This window comes from Halorubrum sp. Ea8, from assembly GCF_002252925.1.
In the GTDB taxonomy this organism is placed as follows: domain Archaea; phylum Halobacteriota; class Halobacteria; order Halobacteriales; family Haloferacaceae; genus Halorubrum.
In genome coordinates, this window is sequence record NZ_NHPF01000083.1 from 1 (window position 1) to 22,350 (window position 22,350).

At 71.2% G+C, this 22,350-nt stretch carries 18 protein-coding genes and 3 pseudogenes; 8 read left to right on the plus strand and 13 right to left on the minus strand.

From position 1 onward, the window contains the following. The 9 genes from DJ74_RS09055 to DJ74_RS09095 form a co-directional block, all read right to left on the minus strand. A partial coding sequence (locus tag DJ74_RS09055) for an adenosylcobinamide amidohydrolase (RefSeq protein WP_176451330.1) occupies window positions 1-384 on the minus strand: 384 nt, incomplete at its 3' end. Next, window positions 377-1,513: an aminotransferase class I/II-fold pyridoxal phosphate-dependent enzyme gene (locus tag DJ74_RS09060; protein WP_094527035.1), complete on the minus strand. Its 1,137-nt coding sequence runs from the start codon at window positions 1,511-1,513 to the stop codon at window positions 377-379. The genes DJ74_RS09055 and DJ74_RS09060, both read right to left, overlap by 8 nt. 22 nt (window positions 1,514-1,535) lie before the next feature. Continuing rightward, on the minus strand, window positions 1,536-2,165 hold the full coding sequence (locus DJ74_RS09065) for an NTP transferase domain-containing protein (RefSeq protein WP_094527047.1): 630 nt from the start codon (window positions 2,163-2,165) through the stop codon (window positions 1,536-1,538). Further along, on the minus strand, window positions 2,165-2,935 hold the full coding sequence (gene cobS, locus DJ74_RS09070; protein WP_094527036.1) for an adenosylcobinamide-GDP ribazoletransferase: 771 nt from the start codon (window positions 2,933-2,935) through the stop codon (window positions 2,165-2,167). The genes DJ74_RS09065 and cobS overlap by 1 nt, the downstream gene beginning before the upstream one ends. Further along, a complete protein-coding gene (locus tag DJ74_RS09075; RefSeq protein ID WP_094527037.1) occupies window positions 2,932-3,948 on the minus strand; it encodes a CobD/CbiB family cobalamin biosynthesis protein in 1,017 nt (338 codons plus the stop codon). Before DJ74_RS09075 ends, cobS begins: the two co-directional genes overlap by 4 nt. Before the next feature lie 5 nt (window positions 3,949-3,953). Further along, window positions 3,954-5,261, minus strand: coding sequence for a cobyrinic acid a,c-diamide synthase (locus DJ74_RS09080; RefSeq protein ID WP_094527038.1), 1,308 nt, complete (start codon window positions 5,259-5,261; stop codon window positions 3,954-3,956). Next, entirely contained in the window at window positions 5,258-6,361 is a 1,104-nt protein-coding gene (locus tag DJ74_RS09085) for a nicotinate-nucleotide--dimethylbenzimidazole phosphoribosyltransferase (RefSeq protein ID WP_094527039.1), read from the minus strand. The genes DJ74_RS09080 and DJ74_RS09085 overlap by 4 nt, the downstream gene beginning before the upstream one ends. 137 nt (window positions 6,362-6,498) lie before the next feature. Continuing rightward, window positions 6,499-7,632 (minus strand): ATP-binding protein, encoded by a 1,134-nt coding sequence (locus DJ74_RS09090; RefSeq protein ID WP_094527040.1) that lies wholly within the window; start codon window positions 7,630-7,632, stop codon window positions 6,499-6,501. 118 nt (window positions 7,633-7,750) lie between these two features. Beyond that, the gene (locus DJ74_RS09095; RefSeq protein WP_094527041.1) at window positions 7,751-8,137 is read right to left on the minus strand and encodes a nuclear transport factor 2 family protein; all 387 of its coding nucleotides are present in this window, start codon (window positions 8,135-8,137) and stop codon (window positions 7,751-7,753) included. Between the two features lie 121 nt (window positions 8,138-8,258). Between DJ74_RS09095 and DJ74_RS09100 the strand changes: the two genes are divergently transcribed. Next, window positions 8,259-8,708, plus strand: a complete 450-nt coding sequence (locus DJ74_RS09100) for a pyridoxamine 5'-phosphate oxidase family protein (RefSeq protein WP_094523296.1) — start codon at window positions 8,259-8,261, stop codon at window positions 8,706-8,708. Between the two features lie 38 nt (window positions 8,709-8,746). On the opposite strand, the gene DJ74_RS09105 is transcribed toward DJ74_RS09100, so the two are convergent. Beyond that, window positions 8,747-9,412, minus strand: coding sequence for a TrkA family potassium uptake protein (locus tag DJ74_RS09105; protein WP_094523298.1), 666 nt, complete (start codon window positions 9,410-9,412; stop codon window positions 8,747-8,749). 343 nt (window positions 9,413-9,755) lie between these two features. Here DJ74_RS09105 and DJ74_RS09110 point away from each other — a divergent pair, with 343 nt between their 5' ends. Together DJ74_RS09110 and DJ74_RS09115 are read left to right on the plus strand one after the other, a co-directional pair. Next, complete coding sequence (locus DJ74_RS09110; protein ID WP_394338309.1) at window positions 9,756-11,186, plus strand: APC family permease; 1,431 nt, start codon at window positions 9,756-9,758, stop codon at window positions 11,184-11,186. 1 nt (window position 11,187) lies between these two features. Further along, window positions 11,188-11,835 (plus strand): TrkA family potassium uptake protein, encoded by a 648-nt coding sequence (locus DJ74_RS09115; protein WP_094527043.1) that lies wholly within the window; start codon window positions 11,188-11,190, stop codon window positions 11,833-11,835. A gap of 7 nt (window positions 11,836-11,842) precedes the next feature. On the opposite strand, the gene DJ74_RS09120 is transcribed toward DJ74_RS09115, so the two are convergent. From DJ74_RS09120 to DJ74_RS09130, 3 genes are all read right to left on the minus strand, one after another. Next, entirely contained in the window at window positions 11,843-13,825 is a 1,983-nt protein-coding gene (locus DJ74_RS09120) for a type II secretion system F family protein (protein WP_094527044.1), read from the minus strand. Further along, entirely contained in the window at window positions 13,822-16,203 is a 2,382-nt protein-coding gene (locus tag DJ74_RS09125) for a type II/IV secretion system ATPase subunit (RefSeq protein ID WP_094527045.1), read from the minus strand. Before DJ74_RS09125 ends, DJ74_RS09120 begins: the two co-directional genes overlap by 4 nt. 264 nt (window positions 16,204-16,467) lie before the next feature. Then, the gene (locus DJ74_RS09130; RefSeq protein WP_141212578.1) at window positions 16,468-16,740 is read right to left on the minus strand and encodes a hypothetical protein; all 273 of its coding nucleotides are present in this window, start codon (window positions 16,738-16,740) and stop codon (window positions 16,468-16,470) included. A 327-nt stretch (window positions 16,741-17,067) separates the two neighbouring features. Here DJ74_RS09130 and DJ74_RS19630 point away from each other — a divergent pair. From DJ74_RS19630 to DJ74_RS09150, 5 genes and pseudogenes are all read left to right on the plus strand, one after another. Next, a pseudogene (locus DJ74_RS19630) lies at window positions 17,068-17,433 on the plus strand (sulfite exporter TauE/SafE family protein); the annotation flags it as partial. Then, window positions 17,429-17,965 (plus strand): annotated as a pseudogene (locus DJ74_RS09140) (zinc-binding dehydrogenase); the annotation flags it as partial. The pseudogenes DJ74_RS19630 and DJ74_RS09140, both read left to right, overlap by 5 nt. 75 nt (window positions 17,966-18,040) lie before the next feature. Then, complete coding sequence (locus tag DJ74_RS19155; protein WP_170938305.1) at window positions 18,041-18,208, plus strand: hypothetical protein; 168 nt, start codon at window positions 18,041-18,043, stop codon at window positions 18,206-18,208. 272 nt (window positions 18,209-18,480) lie between these two features. Then, the gene (locus tag DJ74_RS09145; protein ID WP_094527048.1) at window positions 18,481-21,798 is read left to right on the plus strand and encodes a right-handed parallel beta-helix repeat-containing protein; all 3,318 of its coding nucleotides are present in this window, start codon (window positions 18,481-18,483) and stop codon (window positions 21,796-21,798) included. Between the two features lie 4 nt (window positions 21,799-21,802). Continuing rightward, window positions 21,803-22,350 (plus strand): annotated as a pseudogene (locus tag DJ74_RS09150) (hypothetical protein); the annotation flags it as partial.

Sequence of the window (22,350 nt, forward strand, 5' to 3'; positions counted from 1 at the left end):
AGCGCCGTCCCCGGGCTCTCCCTCCGGGTCCATCGGGAGCATCGCCGGGTTCGAGAGCCCGACGGTCGCGTACGCGACGACCGGCCCGCGGCGCGCGGCGCGGGCGTGCTCCATCGCGACGCCGGTGAACAGGGTCGGCGGGTCGCCGTCGCGCCCCGCGTCGCTCTCGCCGTCCCGTCTCGCGTCGTCCTCGGTTTCGAACCCCGCCCGCGCCAGCCGCTCGTCGCGGTACGCGCCGAGGTCGGTGCGCTCGAACCCCTCGGGAACGGTGACGTTGTACGCGGCGTCCGTCCGCGACCGCCCGCCGTTCCACCCGGTCGAGAGCCAGCGCGTCCCCGGGCGCCGCAGGCGGAGAACGCCGTCGCGCACGGTCGCCTCAAACATCGTCGCCCTCCGGATCGGTCGTCGTGTCGTCGGTCGCCGCCGCGTCGGCCGTGTCGTCGGCCGCCGCCGCCTCGGCCGTGTCGTCGGTCGCCACCGCGTCGGCCGTCTCCGCGTCGCCGACGCCCAGCGCCGCCAGCAGCCGGTCGTTCTCGGCCGGCCGGCGCACCGCGACCCTGACGTGCGAGCCGAGCCCGCGGAAGGTGGTCGCGTCCCGGACCGCGACCCCACGCTCGCGGGCCGTCGCGACGACCGCCTCGGCCGACCGACCGGTCGCCCCCACATCGACCAGCAGGAACGGCGCGTCCGAGGGGGAGACGTCGTAGCGCTCGGCGAGGGCCTCGCCCATCCGGGCCCGCTCGGTGCGGACGCGCTCGCGGGTCTCGATTATAAACTCCTCCCGCCGCATGCAGTACGCGCCGGTCGCGAGCGCCGGGGCGCTCAGGTTCCACGGGCGGCGGGCGTTCGACAGCGCCGCGCCGACCTCGCCGGTCGCGACCGCGAACCCGGTCCGGATCCCGGGGAGGCCGAACAGCTTCGTCAGCGACCGGGCGACGACGACCCCCTCCGTCCCCGCGAGCGACGGGCGGTCCGTGAACCCGAGGAACGCCTCGTCGACGAGCAGGAGCGTGTCGGCCTCGCGGCACCGCGTCGCGAACCGCTCCAGCGCCGCGCGGTCGTACGCGTCCCCGGTCGGGTTGTTCGGGGTACAGACGACGGCGAGCGCGTGGTCGCTCGGGTCGGCGTCGAGGACCTCGGCCACCGAGACGAACGCGGGTTCGCCGCCCTCCAGCCGGACTTCGCGGGCGTACTCGCCGAAGCTCGGCGCCGGGACGAGGGCGGTGTCGCCCGGGTCGACCGCGAGCGCGACCGCCGCGCGGATCGCGGCGAGCCCGCCGGGCGCCGGGGTCACGGCCTCGGGGTCGCAGCCGACGTAGCCGGCCGCGGCCTCGCGGAACGCCGCCGGCGGCTCCGCGGGGTACGACCGGGCGTCGGCGAACGCCTCGCGGTAGACCGCCTCGACGCCCTCGGGCACCTCGGGGTTGGTGTTCGCCGAGAAGTCCAGCAGGTCGGGGTCGTCGCTGCTCCCGTGGGGCGCGCGGTCGAGGTCGGCCGCGGTGTCGAGGTTCATGAGTTCGGTCTCGGTGCGTCGGTCACGTGTCGGCCTCCCCGTCAGCGAGGAGCCGCTCGGCGACCCGCACGTCCGACGGGTAGTTGACGTTGACGGCGAGCCGCGCGTCCTCGGTGACGTGGACGGCGGCGTCGGCGCTCTCGTCGTCGCTTCCGGTCCCGCCGCTCCCCCCGACGACGTTGATCCCCGCGGGGACGACCTCGCGGCCGTCGACCTCGGTCGCCGCGTCGGCGCTGACGCCGAGCTCCCGCTTCCGCGACGCCGGGACGCAGACGGTGAGCGACGCCGGCGCGTCGTCGTCGCCGGCGGCTCTGGCGGCGTCGATCGCGCCGTTCACGGCCGCGGCGTCCACGAGCGGGAGGTCGGCGGCGACGGTCAGGAGGGGCGCTCCGCCCGGCCCGACCGACTCCATCGCGTACTGCAGGTCGGCGACGTAGCCGTCGCCCGGCGCGTCGATCACGCGGAGTCCCGGGCGCTCGTCGGCGAGATGCGCGCGCGTCGCCGGCGCGTGCGACGAGACGACCGCGTGCACCGCCTCGACGCGGCTCTCGGCGAGCGCGTCGAGCGCCCGGTCGACCATCGGCCGCCCCGCGACCGGAGTCAGGGGCTTCTCCGCCTCGCCGCCGAGGCGGGTGCCGCGGCCGCCGCACATCAGAAGCGCGTCCACGCGATCACCCCCGCGTGCAGCGCGGCGACCCGCGCGAGTTCGTTCGTCGCGCCCAGCACGTCGCCGGAGACGCCGCCGAGCCGCCGCCGGGACCACCGGCGGAGCAGCGCCGCCGTCGCCAGCGCGGCGAGGAGCGCGGCGACCCCCGGGAGGACCCGCGGCCACGCGAGGAGCGCGGCGGGCGCGGCGAGCGCGAGGACGGGGAGCGCCGCCCCGGGGCCGACCCCGTCCGCGAGCGCGGACCCGAGCCCCTCGTGGGCCGCGTCGCCGACGCAGACGAGCGCCGCGGTCGCGGCCTTCGCGCCCACCTCGGCGGCGACGACGATTCCGGCGGCGACGAGCGGTCCGCCCGCACCCGGTGCCCCGGACGCCCCGACCAGCCCGAGCGCGGCGGTCGCCAGCCCGAGGACGACGGCGACGAGCGCGACCGTCCCGCCGACGCCGAGCGCGGAGTCTTTCAGGACCTCTCGGCGCTCCGCGGGACCGCCGTGGACGACCGCCGCGTCGCCGATGTCGGCGACCCCGTCGAGGTGGGTGATCCCGGTCACGGCGTAGACGGCGAGGGGGAACGCGAGCGCGACCGTCGGCGCGGGTGCGGGCGCGAGCAGGGGGAGCGCGACGAGCGCGCCGACGAGGTAGCCGACGGCCGGGAGCGTCCACGGCGCCCCCGAGAACGCCTCCCACGCCGCCTCGCTCCGACCGACCGGCACCCGCGTGAGGAAGCCGAGCGCGCCCCGGAGCGCGGCCGCGGTCATCCGACCACCCCCGCGGAGGAGAGGAGGCCGTCGCTCGGCAGCAGCCACCCGACCGCGAGCAGCCACCCCGTCGCCCCCGCGACGGCGACGCCGCCGGCGACGCCGACGAGCCGGACCGCCCGCTCCGCGTCGGCGACGCTCGGCGACGCGGCGGCCGGATTGAGCGCGTAGTGACCCGGCTTCGCCAGCCGCACGTCGAGCGCGGCCGCGGCGGTCGCCATCGGCCACCCGGAGTTGGGCGATCCCGGCTCCCGCGCCCACGAGCGGGCCCGCGAGAGCGTCCCGACCGACCCGGCCGCGATAGCGAGACAGGCCGCGGCCGCGCGGGCCGGGAGGTACATGACGGCGTCGTCGAGCCGGGCGCTCGCCCGGCCGACCGGCTTCGACCGGTAGCCGAGCATCGAGTCGAGCGTGTTCACGGCCTTCACCCACGCCGCGCCGGCGACCCCCGCGGCGAGCGGGAGGGCCGACGCCGGGGCGACCGCCAGCCCGACCGTCGCGCCGCCCGCGAACCCCGCGAGCGGCGCGACGAACCCGTCGGCGAGGTTCTCGGCCGCGCTCTCGACCGCCGCGCTCCGGAGCGCCGCCGGCGAGAGGTCGGTCGCGTCGCGCCCCACGAGCGCCCGGATCGACTCGCGGGCCGCCTCCGGATCGCTCCCGGTCAGCGCGACCACCTCCGCGGTGACCTCGCGGAGCATCCGGAGGCTGACGAGCGGGAAGAGGAGCGCGCCGGCGACCGGGACGCCGAGAACGGGGAGGACGGCGGCGGCGGCCCACACGGCCCCGCCCCCGACGACCGCGGCGAGGAGCGGGAGGCCGACCGCGGCCGCGACGCCGACCGGCCGCGGGCGCGACCACGACCGGTCGACCGGTTCGACGACCGAGCCGAACAGCGCGACCGGGTGGACCCGGCCCGGCGGCTCCGCGACCGCGAGGTCGAGCGCGACCGCGATCGCCAGCGCGGCGAGGGCTGGGAAGACGACGGCGACGCCGAGGGGCGCGGAGAGCGACATCGCGGTCAGAGCCCGTCGAGGAACGCGTCGAACGCCCCGCTCTCCGGGTGGACGTGACAGTACGTTCCGAGCGTTCGGTGTTCGGTCAGGCCGTCGTGCTCCCCGTCGATCCCGGTCCCGCGCTCCACGTCGAAGGCGAACCTGGCGTCGCCAGCGACGTCGGCGTCGGAGTAGTGGAACTCGTGGCCCCGGAGGGCGTCGCCCGCCGACGCGGTCGGCGCGTCCCGCCGCGCCCGCAGTTCGACGTGGTCGAGCGCCTGATAGCGGTCTCGCATCGCCACGTCGGCCGGGAGGACGCCCGCCATCGCGTGCGTCTCGCCCTCGACGGTCGTTAACGACTCGGCGAGCGCCATCAGCCCGCCGCACTCGCCGAGCACGGGGACTCCCTCCGCGGCCGCGGCCGCGATATCGGCGAGCGCCGGGCCCTCCGCGAGTTCCGCGGCGTGCAGTTCCGGGTAGCCGCCGGGGAGGTAGACGCCGTCGCAGGGCGGGAGTGGGTCGCCCGCGACCGGCGCGAACGGCTCGACGGTCGCCCGCTCGCGCAGGCGCTCGACCGTCGCCGGGTACGCGAACCGGAAGGCCTCGTCGCGGGCGACCGCGACGCGGGGGCGGTCGCCGGGCGGTGCCGCCCTCTCGCTCGGTTCGACGACTCCCGCCGGCTCCCGCGCGACGTCGAGCAGCCGCTCGGTCCGGAGCCCCTCCGCGGCCGCGTCGAGCGCGTCGTCGGGGACCGGCGACTCGTCGCCCATGTGGAGCCCGAGGTGTCGCTCGGGGACCTCCAGGTCGTCGTTCGGCGGGATCCGTCCGAGGTAGGTCAGCTCGTCCGGGAGCGCCTCGCGGATCCCGTCGGCGTGACGCCCGCCGTGTGCGCGCTGGGCGATCACCCCCGCGACGTCGACGTCGCGGCCGGCGCGCTCGGCGTACGCCCGGAAGCCGAGCGCGGTCGCGGCGACGCTCTCCATCCCCGCGCTCGCGTCGACGACGAGGGCGACCGGCAGGTCGAGCGCCTCGGCGACGGCGGCCGTGCTCGACCCGTCGCCGTCGTACAGTCCCATCACGCCCTCGACGACGCAGACGTCGCCCTCGCCGCGGGCGTAGTTCCGACGGAGCCCGCCTTCGCCCTGCAGCCACAGGTCGAGCGTGCGCGAGGGGCGTCCCGCGACGCGCTCGTGGTGGCTCGGGTCGATGAAGTCGGGGCCGGCCTTCGCCGGCTGGACAGCGTGCCCCGCACCGTCGAGCGCGCGGATCGCGGCGAGCGTCGCGACGGTCTTGCCGACGCCGGAGGCGACGCCGCCGAGGACGACGCCCTTCACGGCGCACCCTCCGCGGTCGATTCGCCGTCGCGCTCGGCGAGCAGTCGGTCGGTCACGGCGGCGACGCGCTCGCGCAGGGCGATATCCGAGACGCCCGCGCGGTCGGCGAGCGCCAGCGCGCCGCCCATCCCGACGCCCTCCTTCGCCTCGCCGCGGGCGTACGCCCGCATCGTCGGGCGGTCGCTCGCGTCGAAGCCGGGGTCGGTCGCGGTCAGCGCCAGGTCGAGGTCGTCGGCGAGCGCCGCGACGTCCGCCGTCGGGTCGTCGGCGACGAACGCGGTCGTCGCCAGCGGGAGCCGCCGCTCGATCCCCGCGTGCCGCGCCAGCGCGGCGACCGTCGCCAGCTGGGTGCCGCCCGCCAGCGTCACGTCGATCCCGCGTTCGGCCGCGCCGACGACGAGGCCGGCCGCCGCCGCGAGCACGGGGTCGCCCATCAGCCGGACCGCGTCGAGGGGGTCGCCCGCGGCGTCGCCCGGGTCGAGGCCGCTCGCGGCCAGTCCCTCCTCGACGACCGCGCGCTTCCGCGCCAGCGGGTTCGCCGCCAGCGACGAGGAGACGACCGGGCGCTCGCCGAGCGCGGTCAGGACGCCGAGCGCGGTCGTCGTGCCGCCGGGGACCGTCTCGGCGACGAGGAGCTCGGCGGGGTCGCCGCCGCCGTCCGCGGCGGCGCCGCCAGCTCCGTCTCCGTTTCCGTCTCCGCCCACGCCGGCGATCGTCCCCGCCAGCCCGCGCGCCCGCTCGAAGACCGCCGCCGCGTCCGGCACGGGCTCGGCGGTCCGGACGTCGCCGCCGGGCGTCGCGTCGGCGTCGCGGACGGCCGCCCCCGCCGGCGCGGTCGGCACGGCGAGGCCGGCGTCGACGCCGACGAAGTCGACGCCGACCAGCTCCCGGACCGCCCGGGTGACGACCGCGGGCGTCGGGCAGCCGGACGGGCTGACCGGCACCGGCGAGTCGGGCCCGGGTCGACCGTCGGCGACGATCTCCAGGTCGGCGCTGGGCGTGTGCCGCCGGAGCGTCGGGTCGGCGCCCGCGGCGCTGATACCGTCGATCGCGGCCGTCTCGGTCGCGCCCGCGACGACGACGAGGGTCGGGTCGCTCACGCGGCGCACCCCGCGGCTCCCGCCGGTCGAACCCCTGTGCCGGTCGCGGTGTCGATGATGACCACTAGCGGTTGGTTAGCACAAGTCGACTTTAATCGATCGGCTACCGACGGGGGCGTCGACCGAGCGCCCGTCGCTCAGGACGGGGTCCCGCCGGCGGCCGGGGCGCTCGACGCTCGGTCCGACCGGGCCGCCCGCGGCCGCTCGAACCGCAGGCGGATCACGCTCCCCTCCGGCTCGTTCTCCTCGAACCGGATCCGACCGCCGGACTCGCTGACGATCCAGTTGACGAGCCACAGTCCGAGACCGCTCGCGTGTTCGAGCGGCGTCTCGTACCCTCGCTCGAAGACCTCGCGCTCGCCGGCGGGGATACCCGGGCCGTTGTCGGCGATTCGAACGCCGACGAGATCGGTTCCCGGTCGATCGCCGTCGAGCGACTCGATCGCGACCCGCGGCGTCTCCTTGTCGTTGTGTTCGACGGCGTTCTCGATCACGTTCCGCAGCGCTGACTCCACCAGCGGGTGCGCCCGAACGACCAGTTCGTCGGGGAGCGACACGTCGATGTCCGCCTCCGGGTGCTCCCGCGCGACCTGCTCGCAGCTCGTCTCGGCCAGCGACGCGACGTCGACGGGCTCGGTCTCCACGTCGCCCTCCTGTAACAGACGCTCGATCTCCCTCGCTTGGTCCCCCATCTTCACGAGCTCGGCCGACTGCTCTTGGACCATGCGCGCCCGTTCGGCGTCGTCGAGGTCCTCGGCGAGCAGTTCGGCGTGACCGTGGATCAGGTTCGCGTTCGTTCGAATGTCATGACGTAGCACGCGGTTGAGCACGCCGAGCTGACGGCTCAACTGAGACGACGTCTCCCGGGCGACGCGCTGCCGGCTGTCGTAGAAGCCGACGACGAACCCGACCGCGGCGCCGCCCGACGCGGCGTTCACGAAGACGTAGATCTGGTGGCTCATCTCAACGCCCTCCCCGTGCTGGTACACCGTCATCAGGGCGGTCTGGCCGGCCAGGGCGACGGCGCCGAGCGCGCACCACCCCGCCACGCGGAGCACGTGTCTCCCGTCCGTCCCCCGTCGCCGGAGCCAGAGACCGCCGACGAAGACGCCGAGGCCGAAGAGCATCGGAATGAGGTTCCCGGACAGGAACGTCTGGAGGCTCTCCCGGTCGCCCGCCGCGTGCGCCACGTGGAGGGCGACCAACCCGACGCCGATTCCAAGAATGAGAAAGAGCCCGACGCGGGCCTTGGCCGACTCGGAGAGATGCATACGGTGGTAAATCGTCGAATCCTACAAGACCGTTCCCCCGAGGTTCTCACGGCTGATATCTATCTCCGACATCGGCGCCGCCGCGGTCGAACGCGGGCCCGCCGGACCGCCGGCCCGGTCACAGCTCGTCGGCCGTGCTCACGTGCATCCCGACGAAGCGCCACTCGCCGTCCCGGCGTTCGAGCGCGCCGCTCCAGCGCGTCTCGAACGCGCGTCGGTCGCCCGTCTCCGCGTCGGTCCAGGCCATCGACACGTCGTCGCTGAACCACGCGCGGCGGTCGCGCTCGGTGACGCGGAGCGCGCGACTCGTCACCGCCCAGTCGGTCGTCGTCTCGGTCTGTCGCCGGAGCCCCGCGCGGATCTCGTCGCCGCCGACCAGGCGCTCGGAGATCCCGAACTTCACGAGCGCGTCGTCGCCGGACCCGGACTCCGCGAAGTACGGGCCGAGCGGTTCGCCCGCGCGAAGCGCGTCGTAGTAGCTCTCGATCCGTCGGCGCGCGTTCATACCGATCGGTTGGGATTCGTCGGAGAAAAACCCGTTCGGACGTCTTCGCTCTCGACCCGCGTTTCGATCGACCGAGAACCCTCGTGTGCCTTCTTATAACAGCCCTGTGTGTCGGTGACTCATGACACAGTACGACGCGCTGCTGGGGACCGAAATGGACGACGCCGCGATCGACGACCTGCTGACAGAGGCCGGTGTCGGCGTGCTGTCGACGAGCGCCGACGGCGTGCCGTACGGCGTTCCGCTGTCGTTCGGGTACGACGGGGACGGCACCCTCTACTTCGTCTTTCTCGGCGGGACCAGCGAACTCCGAAAGGAGACCTACGCGGCGCAGTCGGACGTCGCGAGCTTCGCCGTCTTCGACGTCGCCCCCGACGGCTCGTGGCGAAGCGTGATCGCCGCCGGCCCGATCGATCGCATCGCGAGCGAGGAGTGGGACGCGGCGCGCGAGGCGATGGCGGACAACGCGTATCAGGCGACGCATCTCACCGAACACGAGTTTCGGGACGAACCCAACGTCTGGGCGCTGGAGGCCCGCGACCGTTCGGGTCGAGCCGTCGGACGGCAGTGATCGCGCCGCCTCGGACGACCGAGACGGGCGGCTCGGCCTCAGCCCCTGAGCAGTCGCACGACCTCGTCGCTGATATCGGTCTTGACGGCGACCACGTACCGGAAGCCGGGCTCCAGCACCATCTCCGGGCCCGGAAGCTGATTGCTGTCTCGCCCGGCGACGACGACGGCTCCCCGCGGGAAGGCGACGTCGCGGAGCTCTCGGCCCGCGACCGGCGCGTCGGCCGCCACGGTGAGTTCGAGCAGCGTGAGGTCCCCCGTCACCTGCTCGATCGTCCGGACGCCGCCGCCCGCGACGTGGACGATCTCGTTGGTCGCGGCGTGTGCGGCCAGCTCCTCCGGATAGACGACGCGGTCGACGAGCCCGGCGTACTCCTCTTTGTCGCCGTGGTCGATCCGCGCGACGGTCCCGATATCGGGTTCGATCTCCGTCGCCATCGCGCAGATGCCGATGTTCGTCATCGCGCCGTACCCGGTGAGCGCCGCGACGACGTCGCTCCGGTCGAGGCCGGCCTGTCGCAGGATCGACCGCCGGCCGCCGTCGCCGTGGATGACCGTCGCGTCGTACTGCTCGCTCAGGAACTCCACCCGCTCGCGGTCCTTCTCGACGACGACCACGTCGTGGCCGCGGTCGGAGAGACGCCGCGCGGCGTGATACCCGACGTGTTGACCGCCGACGATCACGACCCGTAGATCCGTGCTCATTCGCCGGGCTACCGCGCGCAGGTAATTGTAGGTTACGCCGTTTAAATAGGCGACGCGGCGAGTTCCCCCGCGAACGCCGGACCCCACGCGGGAGTCGTCCCCCGCTGCACGTATATATTATTTAATTAATATTATTGCGGGATCCACATCGTAGCCACGTTCGTCCTGTCGTTCCCGGAGAGAACGTACGGAATTTGTCGGGATTAGATTAATGTACGTGCAGTCGTGGTAATTGGTACAGCCGCGCGATGACCGGTCTCGGACGCCGAACTCGGGTGGAGACCTCGTGAGCAGTCACGACCAGCGGGAACCGGAGGCCGAACTGGGCCTGCTGGACGCGACGATGATCGGGATGGGCGCGATGATCGGCGCGGGTATCTTCGTCCTCACGGGCCTCGCGGCCGAGATATCCGGTCCGGCCGCGCTGCTCGTCTTTCTGTTGAACGGGGTCGTGACCGCCTTCACCGGCCTCTCGTACGCGGAACTGGCGTCCGCGATCCCGAAGAGCGGAGGCGGCTACGCGTTCGTGCGGGAGATATTCGACGACTTCGGCTCGTTCATCATGGGGTGGATGCTCTGGTTCGCGTACATGATCGCCGGCGCCCTGTACGCGCTGGGGTTCGCGCCGAACTTCCTCGAACTGCTCCACGTGTACGACGTGGTCGCGCCGCCGAGTGAGGTCGGTGCGGTGGTGCTCCCGCTGCTCGGAGTGGGGGTTCCGGCGAAGTTCCTCCTCGCGTTCGCGGCGGTCGCCGGACTCGTGGCGATGAACGCGGCGTCGACCGCCGCGAGTGGCAGCGCCGAGACGGTGTTCACGATCGTCAAGGTGTCCATCCTCGTCGTGTTCGTCGCGTTCGGATTCCTCTCGGCCGGCGGCGGCGGAGAGACAAGCTTCACCTTCCAGAACTTCGACCCGCTGTTCCCGGAGGGGTCCGGCGCCTTCAGCATCCTCCCCGCGATGGGCCTGACGTTCATCGCCTTCGAGGGGTACGACCTCATCACCACCGTCACCGAGGAGGTCGAGAACCCCCGCGAGAACATCCCGAAGGCGATCTTCGTCAGCCTCGGCGCCACCGTCGTCGTGTACCTGTTGGTCGTGACGGTGGCGATCGGCACGCTGGGCGCCTCGGAGCTCGCCGCCGCCGGCGAGGCCGGCATCGCGACGGCGGCGACCTCGTTCATGCCGACCGGCCTACCGGTCATCCGGAACGGCGGCGCGCTCATCGTCTTCGGGGCGGTGTTCTCGACGGTCACGGCGCTCAACGCGGTCGTGATCGCCTCCTCGCGCGTCGCCTTCTCGATGGGCCGCGAGGGCCAGTTGCTGCCGTCGATCGGCCGGATTCACCACCGGTTCGGCACCCCGTTCGTCGCGGTGCTGTTGAGCGCGGTCGTCATGCTCGGGTCCGTCTTCCTCCCCACGCAGAGCGCGGGGAACATGTCGAGCCTGTTTTTCCTGCTGTCGTTCATCATCGTCAACGTCGCGGTGATCCGGCTCCGGCGGGAGCGACCGAACATGAACCGCCCGTACGAGATACCGTACTATCCGATTCCGCCGATACTGGCGATCGGTCTCAACGGGATTCTCGCCGTGGTGCTGATCGGCTTTCTCATTCAGACCGATCTCCTCGCGCTCCTGCTCAGCGTCGGGTGGCTGGTCGCCGGCGCCGCGATGTACGTCGTGCTCAACCGGTACCGGGCGCGGGGGACTGTTGAGGACGAGACGGCCGCGGCGACCGCCGACCAACCGGCCGCGGAGGGAGCGAGCGAGGACTGACATGACACGAGACATCATCATCGCCGGCGGCGGCCGCGTCGGCTTCCAGACGGCCGAGGTGCTCGCCGCCCGCGACGAGAACGTGACCATCGTCGAGCAGGACGAAGACCGCATCGAGGAGATCGCCGACGCGTGGATCGCGACCGTGATCCGCGGCGACGCCTCCGACCCGGACATCCTCGAACAGGCCGGAATCGAGGACGCGGACACCATCGCCGCGCTGACGGAGCTGACAGGGTTGAACCTCGCGGTCTGCCTCCTCGCCACGCGGCTCACGGACGGGATCAGAACGGTCGCCCGCGTCGATCGGGAGACGGACGGGACGTACGACCGGTTCGTGGACGCCGTCGTCTACCCCGAGTCGGCGGGCGCGCGGGTCGCGGCCAACAAGACCGCCGGGAAGGAGGTCCAGGCGTTGACCGACGTCACCGGAGCGGTCGAGATCCTCGAGATCAGCGTCGCCGAGGGTGCGCCCGCCGCGGGGCGGACGCTCGCGGACGTCGCCTTCCCGGCGGGCACGCTCGTCATCTCCGGCGACGACGGGAACCGGATCTCGCAGCCGGACACGACGCTGACGCCGGGACACCGGTACGTCGTGGCCGTCGAACCGGGCGTCGTCGACGAGGTGCTCCAGCTGATGCGCGGGTAGCTCTGGTTTATACGAGCCCGCCCAGCGTGAAGACGGCGTAGCAGATGCCCACGAGCAGCCCGGAGTGAAGCAGCGCCTCGTAGCGTCCCCGGGAGGCGGTGCCGGCGAACCAGCCCGACGCGAGCATCGTCGCCTGCGTGACGACGTACAGCCGGAAGCGTTCGAGGTCGGGGTGGACCGTCTCCGGCTCCGTCACGAGGTCGGTGGCGCCGGCGAGCTCCGCGAGCCGCGCGGCGTCGATCACCTGCGTGTTGACGACGGCGACGACGCCGGCGACCAGCGCGGCCGCCGCCCAGCCGACCGCGACGTACGGGTGCATCGACGAGCGGAGCGCGCGCTGCTCGCTGTACAGCTGTCCAACCTCGATCCGGAGCGTCTCGAAGACGGCGTCGGCGTCGCTGCCGGCGTTCAGGGCGCCCGTCACGAGCCCGAGCGTCCCCTCCGCCAGCGGCGTTCCCACCCGGTCGACGAACCGGCCGATGGCGACCGCGCGCACGTCGGCGGCCTCGCGGGCGTCGCGGACCTCGCCGCCCCCGCCGGTTCCGGCCCGCACCCCTCCGGTCGCCGTCGTCGACCCGAGCGCGAACGCGAGGTCGGCCACGTCGTCGTCGAGCACCCCGAGGTCGACGTCGCGGGCCACGGCCGCGACCGCGTCCGGGAGTGGGCGCCCGTGCGCGACGTGCCCGGAGACGGCGTGGACGAAGTCGGCCAGCTCGCGGTCCTTCGCGTCGTCGATGCGGGTCCGCCTGACCGCGACGCTCCCCACGGGAATCGCGAACGCCGCGTACGATAGCAGCACCACGTTGACGAGCGTGTACTCCGCGACCGCGAGGCCGACCGCGAGCAGGGCGGCCGGCGGCGCGCAGACGACCGCGGCGCTCGTCGGATTGCGGCCGACCGAGGCGGCGACCGCGCGCGGCGACCCCGGGAGGTCGTAGCTCGCGCGCTGGTTCGGCGGGCGGAGCGTCCCGACCGCGACCGCGCCGGCGAGCCCGATGGCGACCAGGAAGACGACGGCCCCGTACAGCACGACGGCCCGCGTCGGGACCACCCCGACCGGCGTCTCGACCGGCGGCAGGAGTTCGGGGACGACCACGGTGAGCGCGGTCGCGGCGATGACGAGCAGCGCCGGCAGCACCAGCACGGCGACGAACAGCTCCGTGAGCAGCTCTAAGAACCGCCGGGCGCGCTTCCGGGCGCGGTCCTGCCGGTGCGCGAGCATCCGGCTCTCCGTTCGGAGGTACTCCGCGAGCGCCGCGTCGCCGGTCGCCGCGTGCTTACGGAACTTCAGCAGGAACGGCGCGAGCAGCTCGCGCGAGGGCGTGTCGCGGGCGACGCGCCGGAGCCCCTCGTCGAGGCTCCCGGCGAGCCGCGCCGCGTTGAGCGCCTTCCGCAGCGAGGTGGCCGTCCCGCCGTAGGCGTCGCTCGCGGCGGTCTTCGCGACCATCTCTCTGGGGCCGTCGCTCCCGGACGCGAGCAGTTCGAGGTAGCGGACCGCGGCCGGGAGCGTCCGCTCGATGTCCGTCCGGCGCGTCGCCGTGAGCCACCGGAGGTGGAGCCCGCCGAGCCGCACCGTCGCCCGCTTCGCGAGGAGCGCGACGACTCCGGCGAGCGCGACGGCGACCGCTTCGGGCGACGCGACCGGCGCGGCATCCCCTATCTCTCCCTCGACGGCCGCGAGCAGCGCCGGCGTCGCTCCCATCGCGACGAGCAGGGTCGGTCCGGCGACGGCCAGGCAGACGAGCCACGAGAGTCCGTACACCCGGGACAGATACGTTTCGAACCCCGTGTCGAGCGCCGTCCCGCGGTACCGCTTCCGGTCGGCGTCGTGCCGCCGGTCGCTCGCGTGTCGGGCGAACAGCGCGTAGAGGGCCCGATCGACGGCAGACGACCGGCCGCTCCGCAGGAAGCCGTCGGCGTCGGCGGCGTCGACGGCCCTTCCGAGTCCCGGGCTCCCCCCGTCGCCGTCGGTCGCCGGCCCTCCGCTCACGGCTCCCTCCGCCCGTCAGTCCGTTCGCTCTCGTCAGTCCGTTCGCTCCCATCGCCCGTCCGATCCATCGTCCGCGCCGCGCGCTCGACGGTCGCGGCCTCGTCGGTCCGGAGGTCGGCGAGGAACTCGAACAGCGCGTCGACGTCGCGGACGCCCTCTCGGACGAGGTACTCGACGTACCGGCGCTTGGCGAGGAACTCCGATCGCACGGCGTCGACCTCGCGATCGGTGTGGTCGGCGATCCGCTCGAACGCCCGGAGGCGCGGCTCGTCGCCCGGCGCGGCCGCCGCGTCGGCTTCGGGCGCGCCCGGGAACCGGAACGCGCCGTCGGCGTCGCGCCACGCGAGCGTGTTGAAGTACACCGCCTCACCGCCCTTGTCGACGACGCCGGCGCCGCCGTGTTTCGGGTTTCCGGTAGGGCTCCGCTTCGCCTCCGGGTCGAGCGCCTCGTACTCCTCGGCGGAGAGGGGTTCGACCGCCCGCGAGACGTACCGCTCGCCGTCGACCTGCCGGGGGAAGACGACGAGGTCGATCTCGCGGAGGAGGTACGGCGGGAGTCCCCGCTCGACCACGCGGTTCACGAGCGCCTCGACGTCCTCGGCGTGGGTCGTGCCGATCACGCCGTGGCCCGTGTTGAGCGTCTCCGCGAACGTCTCGAAGCTCGCGGGCGTGTTGATCTCGGCGATCACCTCGACGTCCGGGTTGAGGTAGTTGGCCTCCGTCATCAGCTCCGACATGCTCACCGACTTGTACGCCTCCTCGTGCTCGCGGGTCGTGAGCGACACCCCGGTCTCGTGCGGGAGTCGGACCTCGCGGGACCCCTCGTCGATCGACACCGGTCGGTCGTCGAACGGGATGAAGGGGGTGTGGGCGTTCAGCAGTGTGGTCTTGCCGACGCCGGTCGGCCCCGCGAAGAGGACGACGCCGCGGTGCTCGTACAGCAGCCACAGCAGCGTGACCAGCTCGGTCGAGAGCGTCCCGCGGTCGATCAGGTCGACCGGCGTCATCGCGTCCGCGCTCTGCTTCCGGATCGAGACGTGGGGCCCGTCGGCGGAGATGACGGGCAGCGCCACCGCGCACCGGACCGTCTCGTCGACGCCGTCGACGTCGAGGTTCACCTTCGCCGACGGGGTGGCGGCGTTGAGCTCGGTGCCGTCCCGGGCCGCGAGCGCCGTGACGACGTTGACGAACGTCGTCTCGTCCTCGAACGCGAGGTTGGTGGGGACCCGGGCGCCCGCGTCCGGAGCCGGGCCGCCGCGGTCGGCTTCGACTCCCCCGGCGCCGTCCTCGCCGTCCGCCCTCCGCAGGACCGAGGCGCGCGGGACCACCTTCACGCGCTCGCCGACGCGGTTCGCCTCGACGTCCTCCAGGTTCGGGTCCCGGATCGGCACCGTGAGGATCCCCTCGCCGACGAAGTCGCGCAGCACGTAGTACGCCAGGTCGTCGAGGCGGTCGCGGGCGTACCGGGAGTCGACCGGCGGCACGGCGAGCCCCCGGTCGGCCAGCGCGGACCGGGCGCGGTGGGCCGCCGCGTCGAGCCACGCCCGGGTGTTGCGCGCGGTGAGCCGCCGGGAGAGGAACCGCCGGGCGTGTTCGGCGACGAACGCCTCGCGGTCGTCGACGGCGCCGTTGACTGTCGTCTCCCAGATCCGCTCTTTGCACTCCTCGATCAGCGCCTCGTCGCCCGGGAGGAGGTCGGGCTCGAGGACGGCGTACTTCGTCTCGAACGCGTCGGAGCCGAGCAGGCGCTCGCGGTAGACGACCACCTCGACGGAGAGGCCGGCGAAGCCGACCGCGTACTGCGCGAGCCGCTCGGCGGCGACCCGCTCGACGTAGTCGGCGTCGACGTCGATCCCCGTCTCCAGCGGCGCGAACGTCTCGGTGTGGACGACCAGCTCGCGCTCGTCGCCCACGTCGGCCACCTCGATCCGGTCGTCCAAGGCGAGCGGCGTCACGTCGCCGAGCAGCCGGAGGTCCCGCAGCGCGCGGTAGTCGATCCGGCGGCGCGCGGCGGCGCTCGCGTCGAGCAGGCGGTCGAGCGCGCGGTCGTACTTCGGCTCGAACCCCCGCTCGGCCCGCTCGACGACCCCGACGCGGGTGAGCGGTCGGCGGTGCCGGACCGCGGAGAAGTGGTCGCGGACGCGCGCTAACGCCTCCTCGTCGGCGGGCGACAGCGGCGGCTCGCGCACGTCGTAGCCGAACCGGCCGCCGTCGCGCTCGCGGACCGTGGCGACGACGCCCGGCGCGGCCTCGTACTGCGCCCGCACGCCGGGCGCGTACCACGCCTCGGGGTCGTCAGGCGGGACCGGCGCGGGCACCGCGTCGTCGGAGTCGTCGTTCGGCTCGTCGACGATCCGGAGCGTCGGCGCGTCGCTCACGGTCCCGTTCCTCGCAGGGGCGGCGCCCTCGTCGGTGTCGCGGACGTTGGTTGCGGCTTCGGCATCGCCAGTCGTTCGCGGGTGGCCGTCTCCCCGATTTAAGAATTTATATCATCTCTGATATGTCGTTTCATTTTTGGGAAACGTTCGGGCGACCGGGCGCGGCCGGCTCCGACTGCGCCGCTCTCACCGTCGACACCGTTTACGCGAGCCGGACCGAGACCGGTGCACTCTCCGGGCGGAATGTCCGAGCCCGGCGGGAGCCTATCTCTCAGTCGCGTCTTCCGGCTCGATGCAACCCGCCACGCACGAGTTCCCGCCGGCGTCCACGGCGGTCATCGTGCCTCCGTGTTGACACTGGTTCTGGCGGAAGTTGTCGAGCAGCCAGTCGATGACGCCGCCGTCGCCGTGGTTCTCGCAGTGATTCTTACCGTGGTCGGCGGCGGCCGGGGCCACGGACGCGGCCACCGTCATCACTAACAGGGCCAGTATCAGCCCGCATTTCACCAAGTCGTGCGCGAGTGAACGGGGTGACATGGTAACAACACGCATTCTGCGGTTCGAGACAGAAAAATGTCATGTGGGCTCAGTGGCCGGTACAACCCCCCTATGCTCCCGTCTAGGTCAAACGGACGGCTCTCAGCGGTCGCCGTGACCGATCGCCGTCCCGCGTCATCTCCCGCTCGTCCAGCGACCGTCCGCCAGCGCGAGATCTCTTTTTAGTCGATAATCTGATAATTCACTTTCGAGAAACGAATCCGAACACCGTACCCTCCTCCGGTCGAGAATTCGATGATTTCATCTGAATTGTTAGTAATAATAACTAATTCATACGCATCTCGGCTACCGGTCGTTCACGATTCAATGAGCCCCTCACTGTCGAGCGACGTGCAGCGTAGCTTCCTCCGCTATCAGCACCTGCTCGTGTTTCTCGCCCCGCTCGCGTTCGTCGCCGGGGTGTACGGCTTCGCACCGACGCCCGCCGACGCCGGGATCGACTACTGGACCGCGTACTGGTGGCTGTTCGTCGCGTTCGTCACCGGGGCGACCACCGTCAACACCGTCGGCATCAGCGGGTCGGCGCTGTTCGTGCCGTTCCTCATCTTCCCGCTCGTCGCGTACCCGCTGGAGGCGACGACGCTGGTGAAGATCGGGCTCATCAGCGAGCCGTTCGGGTTGTCGAGCTCCTCGCTCGCGTTCATCCAGTACGGGCTCGTCGACCGCCGGCTCCACGGTGGCCGTGATCGGCGACGGCGCGGCCGGGCTCTGCGGCGTCCTCGCGGCGCGTCGGCTCGGCGCCGAGCGCATCGTCGCGGTGGGCCACCGCGAGGACCCCCTCGAACTCGCGGAGGACCTCGGCGCCACCGAGACGGTCTCGGCGCGCGGCGAGGCCGCCGCCGAGCGGATCCGCGAACTCACCCACGGCGGCCCGACCCACGTGATGGAGTGCGTCGGCGCCGCGAGCGCGATGAACACCGCGATCGACGCGGTCCGGCCCGGCGGCACGATCGGCTACGTCGGCGTCCCCTACGGGGTCGACGACGAGGGGCTCGACGTGTTCGGCATGTTCGGCGACAACGTCACGCTCGCCGTCGGCGTCGCCCCGGTCCGCGCGTACGCCGAGGAGTTGATGGCCGACGTGCTCCAAGGCACGCGCGACCCCGCGCCGGTGTTCACCGAGACGGTCGGCCTCGACGAGGTCGCCGAGGGGTACCGGATGACGGACGAGCGCGAGGCGATCACGGTGCTCGTCAAACCCTGAAACGCCGGTTTCAGCCCAGTCGGCGACCGAATCGGCGTAATGCTTTTTTGTGCCTAGCGCTTGCCAATAGTTGTCATGTGTCATCACAACATCGAGGCGCGCTCGATCGAGGAGATCCGAGAGCGCCACCGGTCCGAGGAGGCGGACGAACGGCTCGACGAGACCCCCGACGCCGACGCCGTGGACGACCCGGCGGACGACGCCGAGCCGCCGGCCGAGCCGCGGACCCCGGCCGACGACTGACGCGGCCGGGGCCGACTTCGCCTCGAACCCCGACGATTTTTCGTGGGAGATCTCGCGTTGAGGGCTGAGTCCGTATCCCGCGGTGCAGCGTCTTAAACGCCGTTTCAGGGGGAGCCTGAAGAGGTTTCAACGCGCGAAAACGACGGTTCTGGCGGCGAAATACTACCCCTGTCCCGCTACTTCATCGAGACATCTCCACCACGGAGTACTGCGATTATGCACATGCTTATCGACGACTCACGCTGGACGACGCAACGAACGGTGGTCAATAGATGACACGCGCGCGGTTCCGCGCGGTCTTCCTCGCCGCGATCATGGTGCTGTCAGTGGTCGCGATGGGGGCCGGGTTCGCGGGGAGTGCGGTCGCAGAGGACGGTGGTACAACCTACGAGGTCGGCCAAGGGGACGGGACGGACTTCGAAACGATCCAACAGGCACTGGACAGTGACTCGCTTTCGTCGGGAGACACGCTCGAACTCGTCGACGAAACCTATTCGCCGTCTGGACAACTGTCCGTGACTACCGACAACGTCTCGATAGTCGGCGTCGGCGACACGACGATCGAGAGCGGATCAACCGGATACGGGATTCACGTCACGGCGGCTGACGTACGACTTACCGGTTTTGAAATCACTGGCGCCGGGACGTACGCGATCAAAGTGTCCGGCGTCAGCACAGACAACGGACGGCTCGACGGGTTCACCGCCGAGAACGTCGACGTCCGTGATAGTGGGTCAACGGGAATCGATCTCAATGCGGTCACGAACGCGACTATCGACTCGGTGACGGTCACCGACACCGTCTCTGGGAACGGTGTCGCATTCACTGACGTCACCGACACCGAAGTCACCGACGTCACGACGAGCAACAACACGTGGGGGGGCGTCGCGATCTACGCCGACGGTGCGCTAAGCGATCAACTCGGCGACGACGTCGGATCGTACGGGATCGAGTTCACCGGCGAACTCGGCGCCGACGAGCCGCTGCCGCTCTACGAACAGGCTCCCGCGGACGACCTGATTACCGACATCGACCATCCGACGAACATCCAGTACCGGGTCGCGGCTGACCTCCCCGACGGAGTTTCCGCGAGCGAGTTCGACTGGTACTACACTACCGAATCGGCCGCGCTCGATGCGGCCGCGGCGACGAACAACGGCACTGAAACCGACGCTGCGTACGTCTCTGAACTCGGTGGGCCGTTCGTCGTCGGTGAGAACATGAGCATCCAGACCGCGGTCGACGTGGCAGAGGCCGGTGACACGGTCACCGTTCAGAGCGGGACATACACAGAACAGGTCGTTCTCAACAAGAGCCTCTCCCTAGTTGGGGACAACGCGACTATCACGGCTCCCGCGGAGCGAACGCAGTACCGTATCGCCGAGAGTGACGAGGGCTGGGAACCGGTTGTCTTCGCGTACGGCGGAAGCGAGCAGGACGGTAACGTGAGCGCCGACGAGATAGTCGACGTCGAGATTCAAGGATTCGTTGTTGACGGCGCCGACTTCGACCCGCAAGACCGATCCGTTGGCATCCTGCTCCGTAATGCCGAGGGCGACGTGGTAGACAACACAATCGAGGGACTCGACGCGAGTGCCGAGACGTTCGGGATCTCCGTTCACGGCGACTCCGAGATTGACATCGTCGACAACCACGTGAGCGAGTTCGAACGTGGCGGAATCGGGGTACTCGGCAACGCGAATGACTTTGAGGACCCCGTGCCTAACGTTTCTGTCCGAGACAACACGGTCGTCGATCCTGGGACCACCGGCTGGGCCCCTAACGGAATCCAGTTCGGATACGGTGGTACCGGTGAAGTCGTCGATAACACGGTCTCCGGAATCAATTACTCGGAAGGCGAGACTGCCCCGGGCGGCGTCGTTATCGTTAGCACGAGTGACGTCGAGGTCCGTGAGAACAACCTCACAGACAATGACGACGGTATTCAGGTGATCGGTGGCGGATTCTTTGACGACCCGGTCACCACCGCCAACATCACTATTCGGGACAACACGATATCTGAAAACTCCGTCACCGGTCTCCGGGTCGCATACGAACCGATCAGCGACCTCGTAGTCGAACACAACAACTTCGAAGCCAACTCGGTCCATACCGCGGACTCTGTCGGCGTGCTAAACACGAGCGCGGTCCTCGAAGCGAACAGTTTCGATCGGGCTGCCGTGGTTGGCGGAACGATCTTTTCCGACCTGACTTCGGCCGTCGACAGCGCTGAGCCTGGTGACGCCGTCGTCCTCGGCTCCGGGACCTACGACGCGGACGTCCGCGTCGAGACCCCGAACGTCACTCTCGTCGGCCAGGGCGATGACACCGTGATCAACGGGTCCGTCGCGTTGAACGCCGACGAGACCGCTCTGTCGCAGGTCCGTGTGAACGCCTCGGTCGGCGACGTGTTCCCGAACCCGGCGGCCAGCAACAACGCGGTCAACGTGGGCGGATCGAACGTGACTGTCTCCGACGTTACGGTGGACCTCTCCGTCGAATCGGTCAACTTCAGCGAGGGTCTCGCTATCGAGGTGTACGGCGACGACGCTTCGGCGACGATCACGAACGCGACCGTCTCGGGTACCGGCGAGATGATCGACGACGGGCTCACTGCGGTCGTCGGGGTCAGTGTCGATAAAGGTGCCACGGCGACGGTCCGCGACAGTGATATCGACGTCGCAAGCGACGGGTACTCGTTCGCCGTGGTCGCCCGCGAGGGCGCGACGACTGACGTGCGCAACAACGAGCTCTCCGCGAGCGGCGGCGAGCTCAACGGCGTCGGCTTCGGCGTCGAAGGCGACAACCCCGAAGCCCAGACTGTTCGGTTCAACACCTTCGACGGCGTGGAAACGATCGAGAACAAGGCCGGATCCGGCACGCTCGACGTGACGGGGAACTACTGGACCGATCTCGCTGACGTCGAGTTTATCAACGCCAACGGCGGCGAGATCGTCTACGACCCCTTCCTGACGGTCGAACCCAGCGAGCTCAACGCGACCTCGCTCGGTGAGACGAAGGAGTTCGGCCACGACCTCGTCATTCCCGCCGACGGCGACACGCACTCGGTCGCGTTCCCGGCGGCCGCCGAAGGGACCGTCGGCGAGGTCTTCGGTGAGTTCGAGGGAACGGTCTACGCGTACAACGGCACGGGCTGGCAGTCGGGCGACGCGATCGAAAACGAATCGATCGGCGCGCTCGACGCGTTTGCGGCCACGATCGACGAGGGAGCAGGTGATCAGCGGATCACCTTCGAGTACGCCGACTCCGGTTCCGCGATACCGTCGATGACTTCGACCGACCTCGAGGCCGGCTGGAACTTCGTGGGCGCGCCGTCCGGAGACGCATCCGCTGATGATGCGTTTGCCTCGTCGACTACCGACGTAACGAGCGTCGTCGATCTTGTCGCCGGACCGGACGCCGAGATGACGCCGTACGGGCTCGACGCCTCCGGCGAGATATCGAACCCCAGCCGCGTCAGCCCGTTCAAGGGCTACTGGGTCTTCGCTACCGATGATGGGGAACTCGGCGCGGCAGTTCCGGTCGAACCGACGCAGGAAGACGAGGAAGACACGCTGACGGGGAACTGAGCCGATGAACGCCAAACACGCACTCGGTCTGGCCGCGGTCGCGATCGCCCTCGTCGGGCTCGTCGCCAGCGGCGCGGTCGTGGGGGGCGTCGCCGGACAGGACGGCCCGCCGGCCACGCCCGCGGCGTACTACGGACAGGTGACGCTGACCGACGGCGGCGACCCGGTCGACGGCGTGACGATCGAGGCGGTCGTCGACGGCGAGGTCCGCGACAGCATCGAGACCGACGCGGACGGTTCGTTCGGCGGCTCGGGCGCGTTCGACGAGAAGCTCACCGTCGAGGGACCGGTCGACGGCGACGTGACGTTCCGGATCGCCGGCGTCGACGCCGGCACCGCCGCGTGGGAGTCCGGCGCGAACGAGGAGGTCGCCCTCGAACTCGACGAAGCGCCGGATTCGGGCACCGACGACGGCGACAGCGGCGATAACGCCGACGGCACCGATCCGGGTGACGGCGCGGACGACGCCGACCCGGTTGGCGGTGACGGTGATGACGGCAGTGACGGTGATGACAATAGTGACGGTGATGACAATAGTGACGGCGGTGACGG

Coding starts and splice junctions, on each gene's coding strand:
- DJ74_RS09060 (WP_094527035.1), bottom strand. CDS start 1,513: ATGAACCTCGACACCGCGGCCGACCTCGACCGCGCGCCCCACGGGAGC.
- DJ74_RS09065 (WP_094527047.1), bottom strand. CDS start 2,165: ATGTGCGGCGGCCGCGGCACCCGCCTCGGCGGCGAGGCGGAGAAGCCC.
- cobS (WP_094527036.1), bottom strand. CDS start 2,935: ATGACCGCGGCCGCGCTCCGGGGCGCGCTCGGCTTCCTCACGCGGGTG.
- DJ74_RS09075 (WP_094527037.1), bottom strand. CDS start 3,948: ATGTCGCTCTCCGCGCCCCTCGGCGTCGCCGTCGTCTTCCCAGCCCTC.
- DJ74_RS09090 (WP_094527040.1), bottom strand. CDS start 7,632: ATGCATCTCTCCGAGTCGGCCAAGGCCCGCGTCGGGCTCTTTCTCATT.
- DJ74_RS09095 (WP_094527041.1), bottom strand. CDS start 8,137: ATGAACGCGCGCCGACGGATCGAGAGCTACTACGACGCGCTTCGCGCG.
- DJ74_RS09100 (WP_094523296.1), top strand. CDS start 8,259: ATGACACAGTACGACGCGCTGCTGGGGACCGAAATGGACGACGCCGCG.
- DJ74_RS09105 (WP_094523298.1), bottom strand. CDS start 9,412: ATGAGCACGGATCTACGGGTCGTGATCGTCGGCGGTCAACACGTCGGG.
- DJ74_RS09110 (WP_394338309.1), top strand. CDS start 9,756: ATGATCGGGATGGGCGCGATGATCGGCGCGGGTATCTTCGTCCTCACG.
- DJ74_RS09115 (WP_094527043.1), top strand. CDS start 11,188: ATGACACGAGACATCATCATCGCCGGCGGCGGCCGCGTCGGCTTCCAG.
- DJ74_RS09130 (WP_141212578.1), bottom strand. CDS start 16,740: ATGTCACCCCGTTCACTCGCGCACGACTTGGTGAAATGCGGGCTGATA.
- DJ74_RS19155 (WP_170938305.1), top strand. CDS start 18,041: ATGTGTCATCACAACATCGAGGCGCGCTCGATCGAGGAGATCCGAGAG.
- DJ74_RS09145 (WP_094527048.1), top strand. CDS start 18,481: ATGACACGCGCGCGGTTCCGCGCGGTCTTCCTCGCCGCGATCATGGTG.